This is a genomic window from Lacibacter sp. MH-610, from assembly GCF_045780045.1.
In the GTDB taxonomy this organism is placed as follows: Bacteria; Bacteroidota; Bacteroidia; order Chitinophagales; family Chitinophagaceae; genus Lacibacter.
Window position 1 is genome coordinate 3,650,320 of record NZ_CP116002.1, and the last position, 14,164, is coordinate 3,664,483.

Annotated in this window: 15 protein-coding genes and 1 tRNA gene; 6 read left to right on the forward strand and 10 right to left on the reverse strand. The window is 41.5% G+C overall.

Annotated elements, in window-relative coordinates; all coding sequences use genetic code 11:
• Nucleotides 1-5: 5 nt before the first annotated feature.
• A complete protein-coding gene (locus PDL71_RS16715) occupies nt 6-995 on the forward strand; it encodes an aldo/keto reductase (RefSeq protein WP_407523197.1) in 990 nt (329 codons plus the stop codon).
• An 8-nt stretch (nt 996-1,003) separates the two neighbouring features.
• Here the strand turns inward: PDL71_RS16715 and gltX are convergent, their stop codons facing one another.
• On the reverse strand, nt 1,004-2,524 hold the full coding sequence (gltX, locus tag PDL71_RS16720) for a glutamate--tRNA ligase (RefSeq protein WP_407523200.1): 1,521 nt from the start codon (nt 2,522-2,524) through the stop codon (nt 1,004-1,006).
• A gap of 135 nt (nt 2,525-2,659) precedes the next feature.
• Here gltX and PDL71_RS16725 point away from each other — a divergent pair, with 135 nt between their 5' ends.
• Nucleotides 2,660-3,601, forward strand: coding sequence for an ARPP-1 family domain-containing protein (locus PDL71_RS16725; protein ID WP_407523203.1), 942 nt, complete (start codon nt 2,660-2,662; stop codon nt 3,599-3,601).
• A gap of 21 nt (nt 3,602-3,622) precedes the next feature.
• On the forward strand, nt 3,623-4,249 hold the full coding sequence (locus PDL71_RS16730) for a polysaccharide deacetylase family protein (protein ID WP_407523206.1): 627 nt from the start codon (nt 3,623-3,625) through the stop codon (nt 4,247-4,249).
• A 115-nt stretch (nt 4,250-4,364) separates the two neighbouring features.
• On the opposite strand, the gene PDL71_RS16735 is transcribed toward PDL71_RS16730, so the two are convergent.
• Nucleotides 4,365-5,270 carry a hypothetical protein gene (locus PDL71_RS16735; RefSeq protein WP_407523208.1) on the reverse strand — a complete coding sequence of 302 codons (906 nt, stop codon included), beginning with the start codon at nt 5,268-5,270 and terminating at the stop codon, nt 4,365-4,367.
• Between the two features lie 245 nt (nt 5,271-5,515).
• On the opposite strand from PDL71_RS16735, the gene PDL71_RS16740 reads away from it, so the two are divergent.
• Entirely contained in the window at nt 5,516-6,343 is an 828-nt protein-coding gene (locus PDL71_RS16740; RefSeq protein WP_407523210.1) for a TatD family hydrolase, read from the forward strand.
• A 32-nt stretch (nt 6,344-6,375) separates the two neighbouring features.
• Nucleotides 6,376-6,462, forward strand: a tRNA-Ser gene (locus tag PDL71_RS16745).
• 284 nt (nt 6,463-6,746) lie between these two features.
• Here PDL71_RS16745 and PDL71_RS16750 read toward each other — a convergent pair.
• The 8 genes from PDL71_RS16750 to PDL71_RS16785 all read right to left on the reverse strand — a co-directional run bounded on the left by PDL71_RS16750 (nt 6,747) and on the right by PDL71_RS16785 (nt 13,606).
• Complete coding sequence (locus PDL71_RS16750; RefSeq protein WP_407523212.1) at nt 6,747-7,166, reverse strand: hypothetical protein; 420 nt, start codon at nt 7,164-7,166, stop codon at nt 6,747-6,749.
• An 18-nt stretch (nt 7,167-7,184) separates the two neighbouring features.
• Entirely contained in the window at nt 7,185-7,964 is a 780-nt protein-coding gene (locus PDL71_RS16755; protein WP_407523215.1) for a hypothetical protein, read from the reverse strand.
• A 32-nt stretch (nt 7,965-7,996) separates the two neighbouring features.
• Nucleotides 7,997-8,548, reverse strand: a complete 552-nt coding sequence (locus PDL71_RS16760) for an RNA polymerase sigma factor (protein ID WP_407523217.1) — start codon at nt 8,546-8,548, stop codon at nt 7,997-7,999.
• A gap of 117 nt (nt 8,549-8,665) precedes the next feature.
• On the reverse strand, nt 8,666-9,625 hold the full coding sequence (locus PDL71_RS16765) for a transketolase family protein (RefSeq protein ID WP_407523219.1): 960 nt from the start codon (nt 9,623-9,625) through the stop codon (nt 8,666-8,668).
• Between the two features lie 113 nt (nt 9,626-9,738).
• Nucleotides 9,739-10,794 (reverse strand): UDP-glucose 4-epimerase GalE, encoded by a 1,056-nt coding sequence (galE, locus tag PDL71_RS16770; RefSeq protein ID WP_407523222.1) that lies wholly within the window; start codon nt 10,792-10,794, stop codon nt 9,739-9,741.
• 28 nt (nt 10,795-10,822) lie between these two features.
• The gene (rfbA, locus tag PDL71_RS16775; RefSeq protein WP_407523225.1) at nt 10,823-11,689 is read right to left on the reverse strand and encodes a glucose-1-phosphate thymidylyltransferase RfbA; all 867 of its coding nucleotides are present in this window, start codon (nt 11,687-11,689) and stop codon (nt 10,823-10,825) included.
• Between the two features lie 51 nt (nt 11,690-11,740).
• Nucleotides 11,741-12,865, reverse strand: a complete 1,125-nt coding sequence (locus tag PDL71_RS16780) for an inorganic phosphate transporter (protein ID WP_407523228.1) — start codon at nt 12,863-12,865, stop codon at nt 11,741-11,743.
• A gap of 90 nt (nt 12,866-12,955) precedes the next feature.
• On the reverse strand, nt 12,956-13,606 hold the full coding sequence (locus PDL71_RS16785; protein ID WP_407523231.1) for a DUF47 domain-containing protein: 651 nt from the start codon (nt 13,604-13,606) through the stop codon (nt 12,956-12,958).
• 178 nt (nt 13,607-13,784) lie between these two features.
• Between PDL71_RS16785 and PDL71_RS16790 the strand changes: the two genes are divergently transcribed.
• Nucleotides 13,785-14,144 carry a hypothetical protein gene (locus PDL71_RS16790; RefSeq protein ID WP_407523234.1) on the forward strand — a complete coding sequence of 120 codons (360 nt, stop codon included), beginning with the start codon at nt 13,785-13,787 and terminating at the stop codon, nt 14,142-14,144.
• Nucleotides 14,145-14,164: the final 20 nt, after the last annotated feature.

Below are 14,164 nucleotides of genomic sequence, written 5' to 3' on the forward strand. Positions count from 1 at the left end.
CGGTCATGCAATACAGAAATTTTGGTTCTACAGACTTACAGGTAAGTGAAATTGGTTTTGGTGCCTGGGCCATTGGTGGTGGCACTATGATTGGTACTACAGCCATTGGCTGGGGTGATGCAGATGATACCGTTTCCATCCAAGCCATTCATGCGGCTGTTGATGCAGGTATTAATTTTTTTGATACAGCAGATATTTACGGTCTCGGACATTCAGAAGAATTAATCGGTCATGAACTGGGCGCAAACAAAAGCATCCTCATTGCTACCAAGGTGGGCAATGTTTCCCGCAACGAACAATTTACAATTGACTATTCCAAAGAATATATCCTTACCGCCTGCGAAGCATCATTGAAACGCCTATGCAGAGATTATATTGATTATTACCAGTTGCATACTGCACGTATGATGCATTTGCAAATCGGTGAATGTATAGAAGCGATGCAATTACTGCAACAGCAGGGAAAGATCCGTTACTGGGGATTATCGCTCAACACATTTGAACCGGTTGCAGAAGCAGAATATCTCATGAATGAAAACCTGGGTCATGGTTTTCAACTGGTGTACAATATCATCAATCAAAAAGCAAGACCGCTGTTGCAAATGGCAAAAGAAAAAGGTTATGGTATTATTGCTCGCATGCCTTTACAGTTTGGATTACTTACCGGCAAGTTTGATAAAGCCATTCACTTTACTGATAACGACCACCGCAAAAACAGGTTAACGAAAGAAGTGATTGATGCTACTTTAAAAGCAACGAGCCCCGTTTGGCAATTATGTGAAAAATATAATTGTACCAAAACGGAATTAGCACTGAGTTATATTCTGAGTTATGACGAAGTGAGCACCATTATTCCAGGCATCCGTACACCGGAGCAGGTGCAATTGAATACAACGGGATTTTTCAAATTAGAAAATGCCGACCGATTGCTTATTGAACAATTGGGCGCAACGGAGTTTGTTGATTTGATGGAGTTGATCAGAAGGCAAGGTTGATAATGCGTCTATGCTTCTAATAAATGAAGTGCCTTCTCTACCCGCTTTACCGTTTCCTCCTTCCCTATCAGCTCCGCAATCTGAAATACTGCCGGGCCAAACTTGCCACCCACCAGCATCACACGCATGGGCAACTGTAGTTCACCGGGCTTGATATTTTTTTCTGTTGCCAGGTTTTTAAATACCGTTTCAATTTCAGCCATATTCCAATTACCAAGCGACTGCAACTGCTTTCCAAATTCAATAAAGAAGTTTTTCTTCTCTTCATTCCACTTAGGTTTTACGGCATCTGCATCAATTGTTTCAGGCGCTTTAAAAAAGAAACCGGCCTGTTGTACAAAATCTGTCAACAATGTGCAACGTTCACGCACTAATTCAATTACTTTTTCAAGAAACGATTCATCATTTACGGGAATGTTATTTGCTTCAAGAAGATTTCGTACATCGTACATCATACTTCGTACTTCTTTCTTCTTCATCCATTCATGATTGAACCATTTTGCTTTTTCATAATCAAACTTAGCGCCTGCTGCATGCACACGCTCCATAGAAAAGTTTTCAATCAACTCTTCTTTGGTAAACACTTCCTGCTCTGTACCGGCATTCCATCCCAAGAGTGCCAGCATATTAATGAATGCTTCCGGCAAAAATCCTTTTTCCTTAAAACCTTCCGTGAACTCATTGCTGCGGGGATCTGTCCAGTTCATGGCGAATACCGGGAAACCGTATTTGGCACCATCACGTTTGCTCAACTTTCCATTAGGCCCGAGTATCAATGGCAGGTGTGCCCATTGCGGCATCTGTTTTTCCCAGCCCAGATATTTCCAGAGTAATAAATGCACCGGTGCACTGGGCAGCCATTCTTCACCACGGAAAGCATGAGTAATTTTCATGAGATAATCATCTACCACCACCGCTAAATGATACGTAGGCATACCATCAGCCTTGAGCAATACTTTATCATCCACGAGGTTGGTATCAAAACTGATTTCTCCCCGGATCATATCCGTAAACTGTATTACTTCATTCTCCGGCATTTTAATACGGATCACATGCGGCGTATTTGCTTCCAGCAACTCTTTTACTTCGTCATCCGTTAAGTTGAGACTGTTCCGCATTTTTTTGCGGATGCGATGGTCGTACTGCGGGCTTGGGTTTTCTGCTGTTTTATTCGCTTCACGCATCTGCTCCAGTTCTTCTTTGGTATCAAATGCATAATAGGCATAACCATGCGTTACTAAAATTTCAGCATACTTACGATAGCTTTCTTTGCGTTCACTTTGCTTATACGGGCCATACTCGCCACCGTGTAATACACTTTCATCAGGTTCCAATCCACACCACTTCAAACAATCAAAAATGTATTGTTCCGCACCTTCCACAAAACGTGTTTGATCCGTATCTTCTATACGAACAATAAATTTTCCGCCATGATGCCGGGCAAATAAATAATTGTACAATACGGTGCGTACACCACCCAGATGCAAACCTCCCGTGGGGCTGGGAGCAAAACGAACTCTTACACTCATGCGGCAAAGATAATGAGGTAAGTTGCTTGGTCAATTCTAAAAGTTTAAATCGGGGTAAGAGAACACGGCTTTTGTGTTTCACTATTATCATATTACAATTCGTCAAAACAATGCAAATAATTATCTTCATTATTCATGACACATCGCTTTGTTTTTATCCTGCTGTTATTGTGCCCGCCATTATATGTTGCTGCGCAGGCGGAGTTTCAAAGTCCGCAGGTTCGTGTGGAGTATGATAGTGTAGTTACAGCTTGCAAACTGCAACTCTTCCCCCTCAAAAGAATGGAACTGATGATGCCGGCTGATACCATTGTCCATCATTCATCTGCCATTACACTTAAACAGGGTATGCAGCAGAAAACAGTACGTGTAAAAGAGCATGGCAACTATATTGTAAACGATATTAACTGGTTACTCATTGAAAATAAAAGCGGAAAAGACCTTATTATCAAAAGCGGAGAAATGGTTGCCGGCGGCAGGCAGGACAGGGTATTTGCAAGAGACACTGTTTTATCTCCTTCTAAATTACCGCACAAAGTACCTGTTTATTGTATAGAAGAAAACAGGTGGAGCAGTTCAGAAAAAAAGTTTATCCATCGTGGTCATATATCCAGCGGGTTACAGAAAATTATTGACAGCACACACAATCAAACCAAAGTGTGGGATGAGATCCGTAAACTGTTGAAGCAGAATAATCAAAACTCCGGCTCCTCTTATGCCATTTTACTTACCAGTAAAAAAATAACAGATACAGCCTACCGCTGCAATTATGAATTATTTCAAAAACTACGTAATGCTGACAGCAGTTATGTTGGCTTTATTGCTGTTACCGGAAACAGAATTTTAGGAGCAGAGCTGTTTATCAATTCAACTTTGTTTTATCAAACATTACCTTTTTTACTGGAAAAGTATGGTACCGAAGCAACCTGGTTCGGGAGCACCCCATCAGCAGGTAAAGAGAAAGTTAAAAACTATGCTGACCAGTTACTGTTGCCAAACAATCAAACAGATTTCATTAATAAACAGGGTAAACGTTTTTTTTACAGAGGGGTGCTTATACAACTCTCGTCTTATTAATTTACTGCCTAACTTCATTCCATGCGTTATATTGTTTCTACACCCTGGTGGTTGCGTTTGTTTTTTCCCCTAGATCTTATCTGGGAATTACCCACGCAGGAAAAAGTAATGTATCTCACTTTTGATGACGGACCACATCCTGAAGAAACAAGCTTTGTTTTAGATGAATTAAAAAAATACAACGCAAAAGCTACTTTTTTCTGCATCGGAAAAAATGTAAAGGATTATCCTGAATTGTATAAACGCATCTTACTTGAGGGCCACCGCACCGGTAACCATACGTTTCATCACCTGAATTGCAAAAAAACAGATGATGGAGTTTGGCTGGAAGATGTAAAAAATGCTGCGGGATGGATTGACAGTGATTTACTGCGCCCGCCTTATGGCCGTATTAATGCATTTTGTGCAAAGGTGTTACAGCAGGCACAGCCCTCTTACCGCATTATCATGTGGACCGTGATCAGTGCAGATTTTGATACAAAACGAACCGGGCAACAATGTTTTGAAGCTGTAAAAAAGCACGCCGGCAAGGGGTCCATTGTTGTTTTTCACGACAGCGAAAAAGCAAAGCCCCGTTTAAGGGAGGCTTTGCCAATGACGTTAGAATACTTTGCTAATCAAGGCTTTGTATTTAAGGCAATTTCTTAGGAACTTCCACAAAAAAGGAAGGGCTTGGGTAGAAACCCAAGCCCGTTTTTAATCCGTACCCTATGAAAACTGGGACTAAGGTACAATTTCTTTTACGTTATTTCCAAACGTTTTTTTATCGGGGTAAGGTGATTTCAACTGTTCTGCCATTCACTGTAAGTGTGGCTTTATTATCACAATCACCATTTCCATAATTAAGCAAACCTGTATTGCTGTTTACCCTGAAACGGATCACACCTTTTGAAATCCAGCGACAAGTGAATTTCTTGATCAAAGGCTCTGTGATTTCATGTGCCCAGGAAGCTCCACGGCTGTTTTCGCCACGACCGGCACCTGTGATTGAGAAAATATCATCCAGCGGGAACATGGGAGAACCGTTACCTTCTACCTGCAACACTGTTCTGGTGCTTGACCATTTAACCCAACGGCCGCTATCCCATGTGAGTTGACCGTTAATTACCTTGGTAGTAAGGCTCAGGTTGTTAGAAGTGCTGGTATTCTGCACCTCGTGTACACCCTGTACCTGTACGCTATCTACTTTATAGCCTACAAACTCAGTAGTGGCTTTGCTGCCGGGTATACGCATCGGGCCGGTATAAATTGTTACAATTTTACCTTTTCTCAATTTACCATCACGACCGAGGCAACCCGTAGTACCGAAATCAATGGTTACGGTTTTGGGAAATACGCCACGTACCTGGGGAAATACGGTTACTGTAAAGCAGCGCTGTGTACTGTCAACACGGCCGGTTATATCTCCATTGGCCATGCGACCGGCAAAAACACCGGCACCGGCAGTAATACCCAATTCTTCGCCACCGGCTTCGGCGCCAATGCCCATAGTGGTATTAAATACTTCATCATAAGCACCATCTGCTTCGGCATCGCTTACTGTACTTTCCACAGTTGCTTCTACTTCTGCACCGGCAGTGCTGTTTTCTTTTTTACACGAGGTAAAGAGCAGGCCTCCCGTGAGCAAAATCGCAAGAGCACCTTTTGTGAACATGTTTCCTGTTTTCATGATATACGTTTTTAGGTTTTTAAAAATGAAACGAACATTAAAGAGACGTTGAAAGAAGGGGCTGGTTTAAGCGTTGTTAAAATATTTTTTTGGAAGAATGGTTACAGAGTCGGTTATGGTGCATTTTGGCCTTTTTACGGGTACAGGAGCCCTAAAAGCTCCTTTTCATTGATTTTTAACGGGTTTAGGGTCGGATTATCCTGTTAATAACGCCCGGTTCCGGTTTCTATTTTGCAAAAATTGGTTTGCCGCCCGGTTTCTTTGAGCCCGGGTTTGATGTAGCCCCAACTTTTACCTTTGCAGCCATGTACATGATTGATACCCATACCCATCTTTACCTCGAGGACTTCAAAGAGGATATGGATGCCGTTTTACAAAGAGCGAAAGAAGCAGGAGTAGAAAAATTCTACCTTCCGAATATTGACAGCAGTTCCATTGATGCCATGCTGCAACTGGAGCTGCAATATCCCGGAGTTTGTATGGCGATGATGGGTTTGCACCCCTGCTCAGTAAAAGAAGATTATAAAGAAGAATTGAAGATGGTGGAGGAATGGCTTGGCAAAAGAAAGTTTGCTGCCGTGGGTGAAATTGGATTGGATTACTACTGGGATCAAAGTTTTGTGGCACAACAGAAAGAGGCTTTTCATCTGCAGATTGAATGGGCCTTGCACTACAATTTGCCCATAGTAATTCACAGCCGCAACAGTATGCAGGATTGTATTGATATAGTGAGACAATATCAGAAAGGAAAACTCCGTGGTATTTTTCATTGTTTTGGCGGCACGATGGATGAAGCAAAACAAATCATGGATTTGAATTTTTTGATGGGCATTGGCGGTGTGGTTACGTATAAAAAAGCGGGGCTGGCAGAACTGCTGAAAGAGATTCCATTGAATTCATTGGTGCTGGAAACAGATGCTCCTTATCTGACACCTGTTCCTTTCAGAGGTAAGCGTAATGAACCTTCTTTCTTAACTTATGTGGCTGATACCATTGCAACAGTTAAAAACTGCAGTTCAGTTGAGGTTATACAAGTTTCTACAGACAATGCCTTAAAATTATTCAATACCTGAACAGGAAACTGTTATTTTTGCTCCCCGTTTATGGAGACGTGTCCGAGTGGTTGAAGGAGCACGCCTGGAAAGTGTGTATACGGGAAACCGTATCAAGGGTTCGAATCCCTTCGTCTCCGCCCCAATAAAAAAAGCCCGGCATGCCGGGCTTTTTTTTGCCACTACCTTACGTATTTAAAGCATTTGAACCGATTGTAAAAAAGCTGCTCCTGCTAACGGAGGAAGACACCTGCACTTAAAGGACCATCTGATGAAGCACCGCCTTGTAATAATTGAAAAGGGGAAACAATTGGGAGGAATACTTACATATAAAAAAATAGGCCAACCCTGAAAAGAGTCGGCCGTTGCTAACCTATGAAAAACACCTATTCGCAAATTAAGAATAAATAATATTATTTTCCAATTAATTTCTGCCCCTTCGTTGCAACATTGGCCTTTGGGGGTTATTTTTTAACCGATTCATTAATGCACGTCTGAAATCACCTTCTGCCTGGAAGAATGTTCGCACTCTCGGCTGACCAATCACACCTGCAAAACGATCACGATACCGCATTTTGATATCAATGATTTTTTTGTCCTTCTCCAATATATCAGCATCCGGATTGTTGCGGTAATTCTTCATCACATCTCTCACATCCCGTTTATAATCATTGTATATGGGCCAGAATTTTTGTGCTTCGTCTGTACTGAGGTTGAGCTTTTGACTGATGTAACCTACTTCCATCGCCTTAATTTTTTCTTCGGCCTTGGGATCAGGTTGTTCCTGCGCATAAGTAGCGGTTACGGCAGTTACAAAAAGTAGTAATGTAAATATCTGTTTCATAATATCGTTTTATAGTTACTAATTGGTGTTCGTATTTGTTTCAGGCATTGCATCCAGTTCATTAAGAATGCTTTGCAAAAGTTCATCTTCCTGTCCTTCTTGCTGTACTGCCGGTTCGTTTATGGCATCTTCACCGGTAATAGAAGCGATGGTTTCAGCATCATTACTTTGTGCAGTTGCCTGCAGGTAAGACACAAGTTCATCTTCACTTATACTTTGTAAACCTTTATCAAACTGCTCTCCGGTGCCATATTGCTTTAATCCAAGGCGAACGTATTGATCTAATTGTGCTGCGGGACGATTGAACAACAAATAAGCGCCGGTTACCATCATGATTACAAACGAGGCCGCTATGGAAAGACGGACCCATTGTTTTCTTACTGAAAGCTTTACAAGTTTTGCCTGTGGTTGCAGTGAAGCAGTAATATCTGAAGAAACTGTTTCAAAATAACCCTCCGGCACGGTGTAAACATTGGTTTTATGGATGGAAGCCAGTACCGGCGAAAGCTGCTGCAACTCATCAGCAACAGATTGCAGCCCCGCCTGTTTCACCTTTGAAAGAATGGAATCGCTCAGTTGTTCAAAATAGTTTTCAGGTACTTCAAAAGGTGTTGATTTGCCTGCCACACTTACTACTGTGTTCTCTTCCTGGCCTCCGGCAATAATGCGGGCCATGATTACTTCACTAAGGTTATTAAAGTAACCGGCAGGCAAATCATAAGGCACAACGGCACTGATTTCAGCAACGGCCGGGCTTATCGCCTTTAATTCATTTAATATGTCAGAATTCCGGGTCATCAAATAAATAGATTGCTTTTTTTAGTGGAGGTTTAACGATTCAGAATAAAATCCTCAATTTTCTTAACGGCATGATGATAACTGGCTTTGAGCGCCCCTTCGCTGGTTTCCAGCACACGGCTCATTTCCTCGTAGGGCATTTCATCATAATACCTCAGGTTAAACACAACTCTTTGTTTTTCAGGCAACTGCTGTATGGCCAACTGAAGCTTCCACTCCAGCCTGTTGGCATCAAAATGCTTATCCGCCTTGATGGTATTGGAAAGTCCGGTTTCCACACTGCCATCAATGGAAATAGCCGCTCTCTTTTTTTGTTGTTCCAGAAAAGTGAGGCTTTCGTTGGTGGCAATACGATAGAGCCAGGTGTACAGTTGGCTATCTTCACGGAAATTTTCCAACGCATTCCAGACTTTGATAAACATGTTTTGAAGTACATCATTAGCATCTTCATGATCTACCACCATGCGGCGGATATGCCAATACAGTTTTTCCTGGTATTTTTTGATAATACGGGTGAAGGCCCGCTCCCGGGTGGCAGCATCCCTGAACAGGAGCAGCAGTTCTTTGTCTTCGGTTTGTACCATACGAATAGCAGTTTATAGGTTTGGATTTATTGATTTTATGTTGAGCATTCAAGATCTGCCATAAAATTAAAAAACCCATCAATCTGACGGGTTTTTAATATAAAAGTTTAATGTGCTTTATTTTCTGCTGATGGCTTTTTCAGCGGCGGCGATAATATCCGGCACATCCAGACCATATTTTTTCAGCAATTCTACCGGCTTACCGCTTTCGCCAAATGTATCTTTTGTACCTACATATTCAATAGGTACCGGGAAGTTTTTAGCTGCAACCTGTGCAATACTATCACCCAAACCACCAATGATATTATGTTCTTCAGCCGTTACTGCACACTTGGTTTTACGGAGGGAGTTTAATACTGCTTCTTCATCCAAAGGCTTGATAGTGTGAATATTAATCACTTCAACCGAGATGCCTTTTTCTTCCATTGCAATACCTGCCTGTACGGCATTCCAAACCATATGTCCGCAGGCAAAGATGGTGACATCGGTTCCATCACTCAGCTTTTGTGCTTTGCCGATTACAAACTCATCTTCAGGCTTTGTAAAAATAGGCCATACCGGGCGGCCAAAACGCAGATACACGGGACCTTCAAAATCAGCAATGGCCATGGTGGCCTGTTTGGTTTGATTATAATCAGCCGGTACAATTACCGTCATACCCGGCAGCATTTTCATTAACCCGATATCTTCCAAAATCTGGTGCGTAGCGCCATCTTCACCCAAGGTAAGACCGGCATGAGAAGCACATATTTTTACATTCTTACCGCTGTACGCAATACTTTGACGGATCTGATCATACACACGACCGGTACTGAAGTTGGCAAACGTGGTGGTATAAGGAATTTTACCGCCGATGGTTAACCCGGCGGCAATACCCATCATGTTTGCTTCTGCAATACCGCATTGAATAAAACGCTCCGGGAACTCTTTCATAAACTGGTTCAGCTTTAATGAACCGGCGAGATCGGCGGTAAGCGCTACAATATTGGGATTGTTGCGGGCTGCTTCAGCAATGCCATCACCAAAACCACTGCGGGTATCTTTATTACCGGTAACCTGAATATCTTTCAATGCCATGTGAAAATGAAATTAGAAGGGGTATAAAAATTTGCTGCAAAGAAAAGGGAAAGTTTTCAGTTGACTTGAATTAATGATGCCTTAGAAATGCACACTGAATATTTGTAGCCTTCTTAGTTGAGTTCGCCCTTCTGTGTAGCATAAAAATCTTCATCGCTCCTGATATTCTGCTCCCATTGCCAGGCAGTTTTCATCATTTCATCTAATGAAAAGTTGGCCTCCCAGCCCAGGAAATCCCGTGCTTTATCATTATTGGCATAAATGGCCACTACATCACCGGCACGACGTGGGCCCAACTGGTAATTGAGTTTTTGACCGGATACCCTTTCAAAAGCATGAATAGCTTCCAAAACAGTTACTCCGTTACCGGTACCGAGATTGTAAACTTCACAAGGCGAAAAGTTTTTTAAGCTGATGAGATAGTCGAGCGCTAATGTATGTGCATGTGCCAGGTCACAAACATGAATAAAATCACGAACACAGGAACCATCCCTCGTTGGGTAATCTGTTCCAAACACCGTTAACTGCTGAATTTTTCCAATAGCAGTTTGGGTAATGGCAGGCACGAGGTTTTGTGGTTTGCCCACAGGAAGTTCACCAATCAATCCGCTGGGATGTGCGCCTACCGGATTAAAGTAGCGTAAAAGTATCGCTGTAGATACGCTGTGTTTTATAGTTTCACTCACAATCTGCTCACCCATCTGTTTTGTATAACCATAAGGACTCTCTGCGGGTTTGGGTGGTGTTTCTTCAGTTACCGGTATTATATCAGGATTACCATAAACAGTACAGGAAGAAGAAAATACAAAGTGCGGAATCTTGAATTCATCCACACATTTTAATAAGTTGATGAGGGAAAGCAGGTTGTTTTCAAAATAAAGCAAGGGCTGTTCTACACTTTCACCTACAGATTTATAAGCTGCAAAATGAATGATCCCTGCCAGGTCAGCATTCTCCTGGATCACTGCATAGGTATCATCATAATTACAAAGATCAACTTTATAATTTTTGATGCTTTTACCAACAATACGTTCTACACCCTCCAAGATTCTGGACGATGAACGGGAGTTATTATCAATGGAGATTACTTCATAGCCATGCTGCACCAGGTCCACAATAGTGTGGGAACCGATATAACCGCAACCTCCTGTAACTAAGATCTTTTTCATGTGTTGCTGCTTACTAAGAAGCGGGATTTTATTTTTGGTTGATAAGATTCATCAAGTATTGACCGTAACCGCTTTTTAAAAGCGGCTGTGCCAGTTCTTTCAACTGTTCTGTTGAAATGAAACCTTTGCGCCAGGCAATTTCTTCAATGCAGGCAATCTTAATACCCTGGCGTTGTTCAATTACCTGTACAAACTGAGAGGCCTGCATGAGTGAATCAAAAGTACCGGTATCCAGCCATGCCGTACCACGATCTAAAATGGAAACTTTCAATTTACCCCGCTTGAGGTATTCTTTATTTACATCTGTAATTTCATATTCACCTCTTGGGCTGGGCTGCAGGTTTTTGGCAATAGCCACTACATCATTATCATAAAAATATAAACCCGGAACTGCGTAATTGCTTTTTGGTGTTGCCGGTTTCTCTTCAATACTCAACACGTTATTTTCCTTATCAAACTCCACTACCCCATAACGCTCCGGATCGCTTACATGGTAGGCATAAATAATTCCACCATCAGGATTGGTATTATTGCTGAGCAATGTACCAAGACCGGCACCGTAAAAAATATTATCACCCAGCACCAGTGCTACTTTATCATTACCTATAAATTCTTCACCAATTACAAAAGCCTGTGCCAATCCGTTAGGCACTGCCTGCTCTGCATAGGTAAATGAAATGCCGAGGTTTTTACCATCACCCAACAGGCGTTTGAAATGCGGCAAGTCATGTGGAGTGGAAATAATCAGAATTTCTTTGATGCCCGCCATCATTAAAATGCTGAGCGGATAATAGATCATCGGCTTATCATAGATAGGCATGATCTGTTTACTGATGGCATACGTAATAGGATGCAATCTGGTACCGGAGCCGCCTGCGAGAATGATTCCCTTCATATTCAATGGTTGTGCGGCAAAGATGCTGAAAACTGGTTAAAATTTCAGTCTTTAGAAAATAAGATTGTAGAGGTAAAAACACAAAGCAGCTAGTACTCCGCTAACCGGAATGGTTAGTACCCATGCCCAAACAAGATTTACAGTAACACCCCAGCGTACAGCGCTTAAACGTTTGGTGGCACCTACACCAATGATGGATCCTGTAATGGTATGTGTTGTACTTACGGGAGCTCCCAGGTTAGCTGCTGTAAACAATGTAATAGCGCCTGCTGTTTCAGCACAAACACCTTCCAGTGGTGTAACTTTTGTAATCTTGGTGCCCATTGTTTTTACAATCTTCCAGCCGCCGCTCATGGTGCCCAGACCAATAGCAGCATAACAGGCAATGGGTACCCAATTAGGCATTTGATCAAAGGTTTGTATTTGTCCGCCGGCGATTAAAGCAACGGTGATAATACCCATCACCTTTTGCGCATCATTACCACCATGACCTACACTAAAAGCAGCAGAAGAAACCAACTGCAGGGATTTGTACATATTAGCCGTGCGGTAAGCAGATTCTCCTTTGATATGATTATAAAAATAAGAAGCAACAAAAATCACCCCGATGCCAAGCAAGGCCCACTTTTCAAAATCCTTTTTAAATGGAATCAAAAACACACAGGCTCCTATCAATACAGTTATGATTCCTATTTTGAGCCAGAAATTTCTTTGTAATGTTACCACCGTAATGAACATGGAGATGAACATACCAATCAAAGGTGCCAGTATAATAAATAATAGTGTTTTGTAAATACTTGCCTGGTCAATACTGTCAAAACCGGCATGTGCTACAGCAGCTCCCGCAAAACCACCGATTAATGTATGTGATGAAGAAGAAGGAATACCGTACCACCAGGTAAGCAGGTTCCAGATGATGGCTGCAATTAAACCGCACAATACTACGGGTAATGTAATCTGATCAGCATGCACGGTTTTAGCAATGGTATTGGCCACTGCATGATCACTGAAAATAAAAAATGCAATCGAGTTAAAAAAAGCTGCCCAAACCACCGCCTGAAAAGGCGTTAATACCTTGGTAGAAACAATGGTGGCAATGGAATTGGCTGCATCATGAAAACCATTGATATAATCAAAAATGAGTGCGAGCGCTATGATGATTACAACTAAAGTCATGTTTTGGAATTTGAAAACTCAGAGATTTGAAAATTTGAAAACAGGTCAGCAGTTGAAGCCTGTTTTCAAATGAATAATTTTCAAATTTCGTTACGCATATTTTACAATGATTGATTCAATAACATTAGCCGCATCTTCGCACTTATCCGTTGCAATTTCCATTACCTGGTAAATCTCACGTTTTTTGATCACCTCTTTGGCATCAGCTTCGGTAGCAAAAAGACGTTCAATACTCAAATCAAAAATATCATCCGCCTGGTTTTCAATGCTGTTCACCCGTACCAGCGCATCAGTTATCTGGCGCATGTTCTTCATATCTTTTAACTCACTTACAGCTTTGGCAATATTGTCGCAACCCTGAACAATCAGCTCCGCCATTTTGCTGAAACTTTCATGAAGCGGATCTACCCTGTAAAAATTGATTTTTTTGGCGGAGGCGAAAATATAATCAGCCACATCATCCATGGCAGAAGCCAGGTAGTGGATGTCCTCACGATCAAAAGGGGTAATGAAATTCCGGCTTAACTCAGTGAAAATCTTATGAGTTATATCATCATTCTTATGTTCCAGGTCTTCTATTTCACGTAAGATTTTTTCACGCTCATCAAAAGAAGGTTCGCTCACCATTTTCTTCAACAATCTTGACATTTCCAGGCTTGTTACTGAAACCTCTTCAAATAACTTGTAAAATATTTTATCCTTCGGCAGGAATAATTTCATGAATGAATTAATAGCAGACATATCCTGTTTTTAAAATTTGAGCAAAAATAGGCTGTTCCATTCCCCAAGCAGCCAAACCCGTTCAGTTAATAATTTCTTAACATAAGGAAAGGTAAGATATTTTATAAGTCAGCTACTTTACTGCCTTAAGTCATTTCCCCCATGCCTGTCAAATTGTTTTTTAGCTAAAATCTTCATTTTGAAAACTTCAAAAAAAAAGAAGCTGGTTCATGAGCTGGAGCTTATAGATCAACTCATGAAATGGGCTGAAAAAGATTTTCTGAGTTATATCGCCAAAGTACATCCTTCTAATCACTTAAATGCTATTAACCTTTTGCACTACCTGGTTTTAAGAAACCTGGATATTCGAAAAGTACAGGATGAATTACATGAATATGGCCTTTCCTCATTAGCCAGTTCTGAAAGTCATATAAGAGGTCAGTTATCAGCTATATTGGAACGCCTTGGAAGTAAACACCCGCAAAGAGGCAATTTATGCACCTATCAAAAAAGTAAAGAATCGCAATTGCGTAAGCTCAATGGTTTATTCGGTAAATAAAGTCTTGAATCCATACCTTA

Bases quoted from the DNA above. Each gene is read 5' to 3' on its own strand.
- PDL71_RS16715 (WP_407523197.1), top strand. From the start codon at position 6: ATGCAATACAGAAATTTTGGTTCTACAGACTTACAGGTAAGTGAAATT.
- gltX (WP_407523200.1), bottom strand. From the start codon at position 2,524: ATGAGTGTAAGAGTTCGTTTTGCTCCCAGCCCCACGGGAGGTTTGCAT.
- PDL71_RS16725 (WP_407523203.1), top strand. From the start codon at position 2,660: ATGACACATCGCTTTGTTTTTATCCTGCTGTTATTGTGCCCGCCATTA.
- PDL71_RS16730 (WP_407523206.1), top strand. From the start codon at position 3,623: ATGCGTTATATTGTTTCTACACCCTGGTGGTTGCGTTTGTTTTTTCCC.
- PDL71_RS16735 (WP_407523208.1), bottom strand. From the start codon at position 5,270: ATGAAAACAGGAAACATGTTCACAAAAGGTGCTCTTGCGATTTTGCTC.
- PDL71_RS16750 (WP_407523212.1), bottom strand. From the start codon at position 7,166: ATGAAACAGATATTTACATTACTACTTTTTGTAACTGCCGTAACCGCT.
- PDL71_RS16755 (WP_407523215.1), bottom strand. From the start codon at position 7,964: ATGACCCGGAATTCTGACATATTAAATGAATTAAAGGCGATAAGCCCG.
- PDL71_RS16760 (WP_407523217.1), bottom strand. From the start codon at position 8,548: ATGGTACAAACCGAAGACAAAGAACTGCTGCTCCTGTTCAGGGATGCT.
- PDL71_RS16765 (WP_407523219.1), bottom strand. From the start codon at position 9,625: ATGGCATTGAAAGATATTCAGGTTACCGGTAATAAAGATACCCGCAGT.
- galE (WP_407523222.1), bottom strand. From the start codon at position 10,794: ATGAAAAAGATCTTAGTTACAGGAGGTTGCGGTTATATCGGTTCCCAC.
- rfbA (WP_407523225.1), bottom strand. From the start codon at position 11,689: ATGAAGGGAATCATTCTCGCAGGCGGCTCCGGTACCAGATTGCATCCT.
- PDL71_RS16780 (WP_407523228.1), bottom strand. From the start codon at position 12,865: ATGACTTTAGTTGTAATCATCATAGCGCTCGCACTCATTTTTGATTAT.
- PDL71_RS16785 (WP_407523231.1), bottom strand. From the start codon at position 13,606: ATGTCTGCTATTAATTCATTCATGAAATTATTCCTGCCGAAGGATAAA.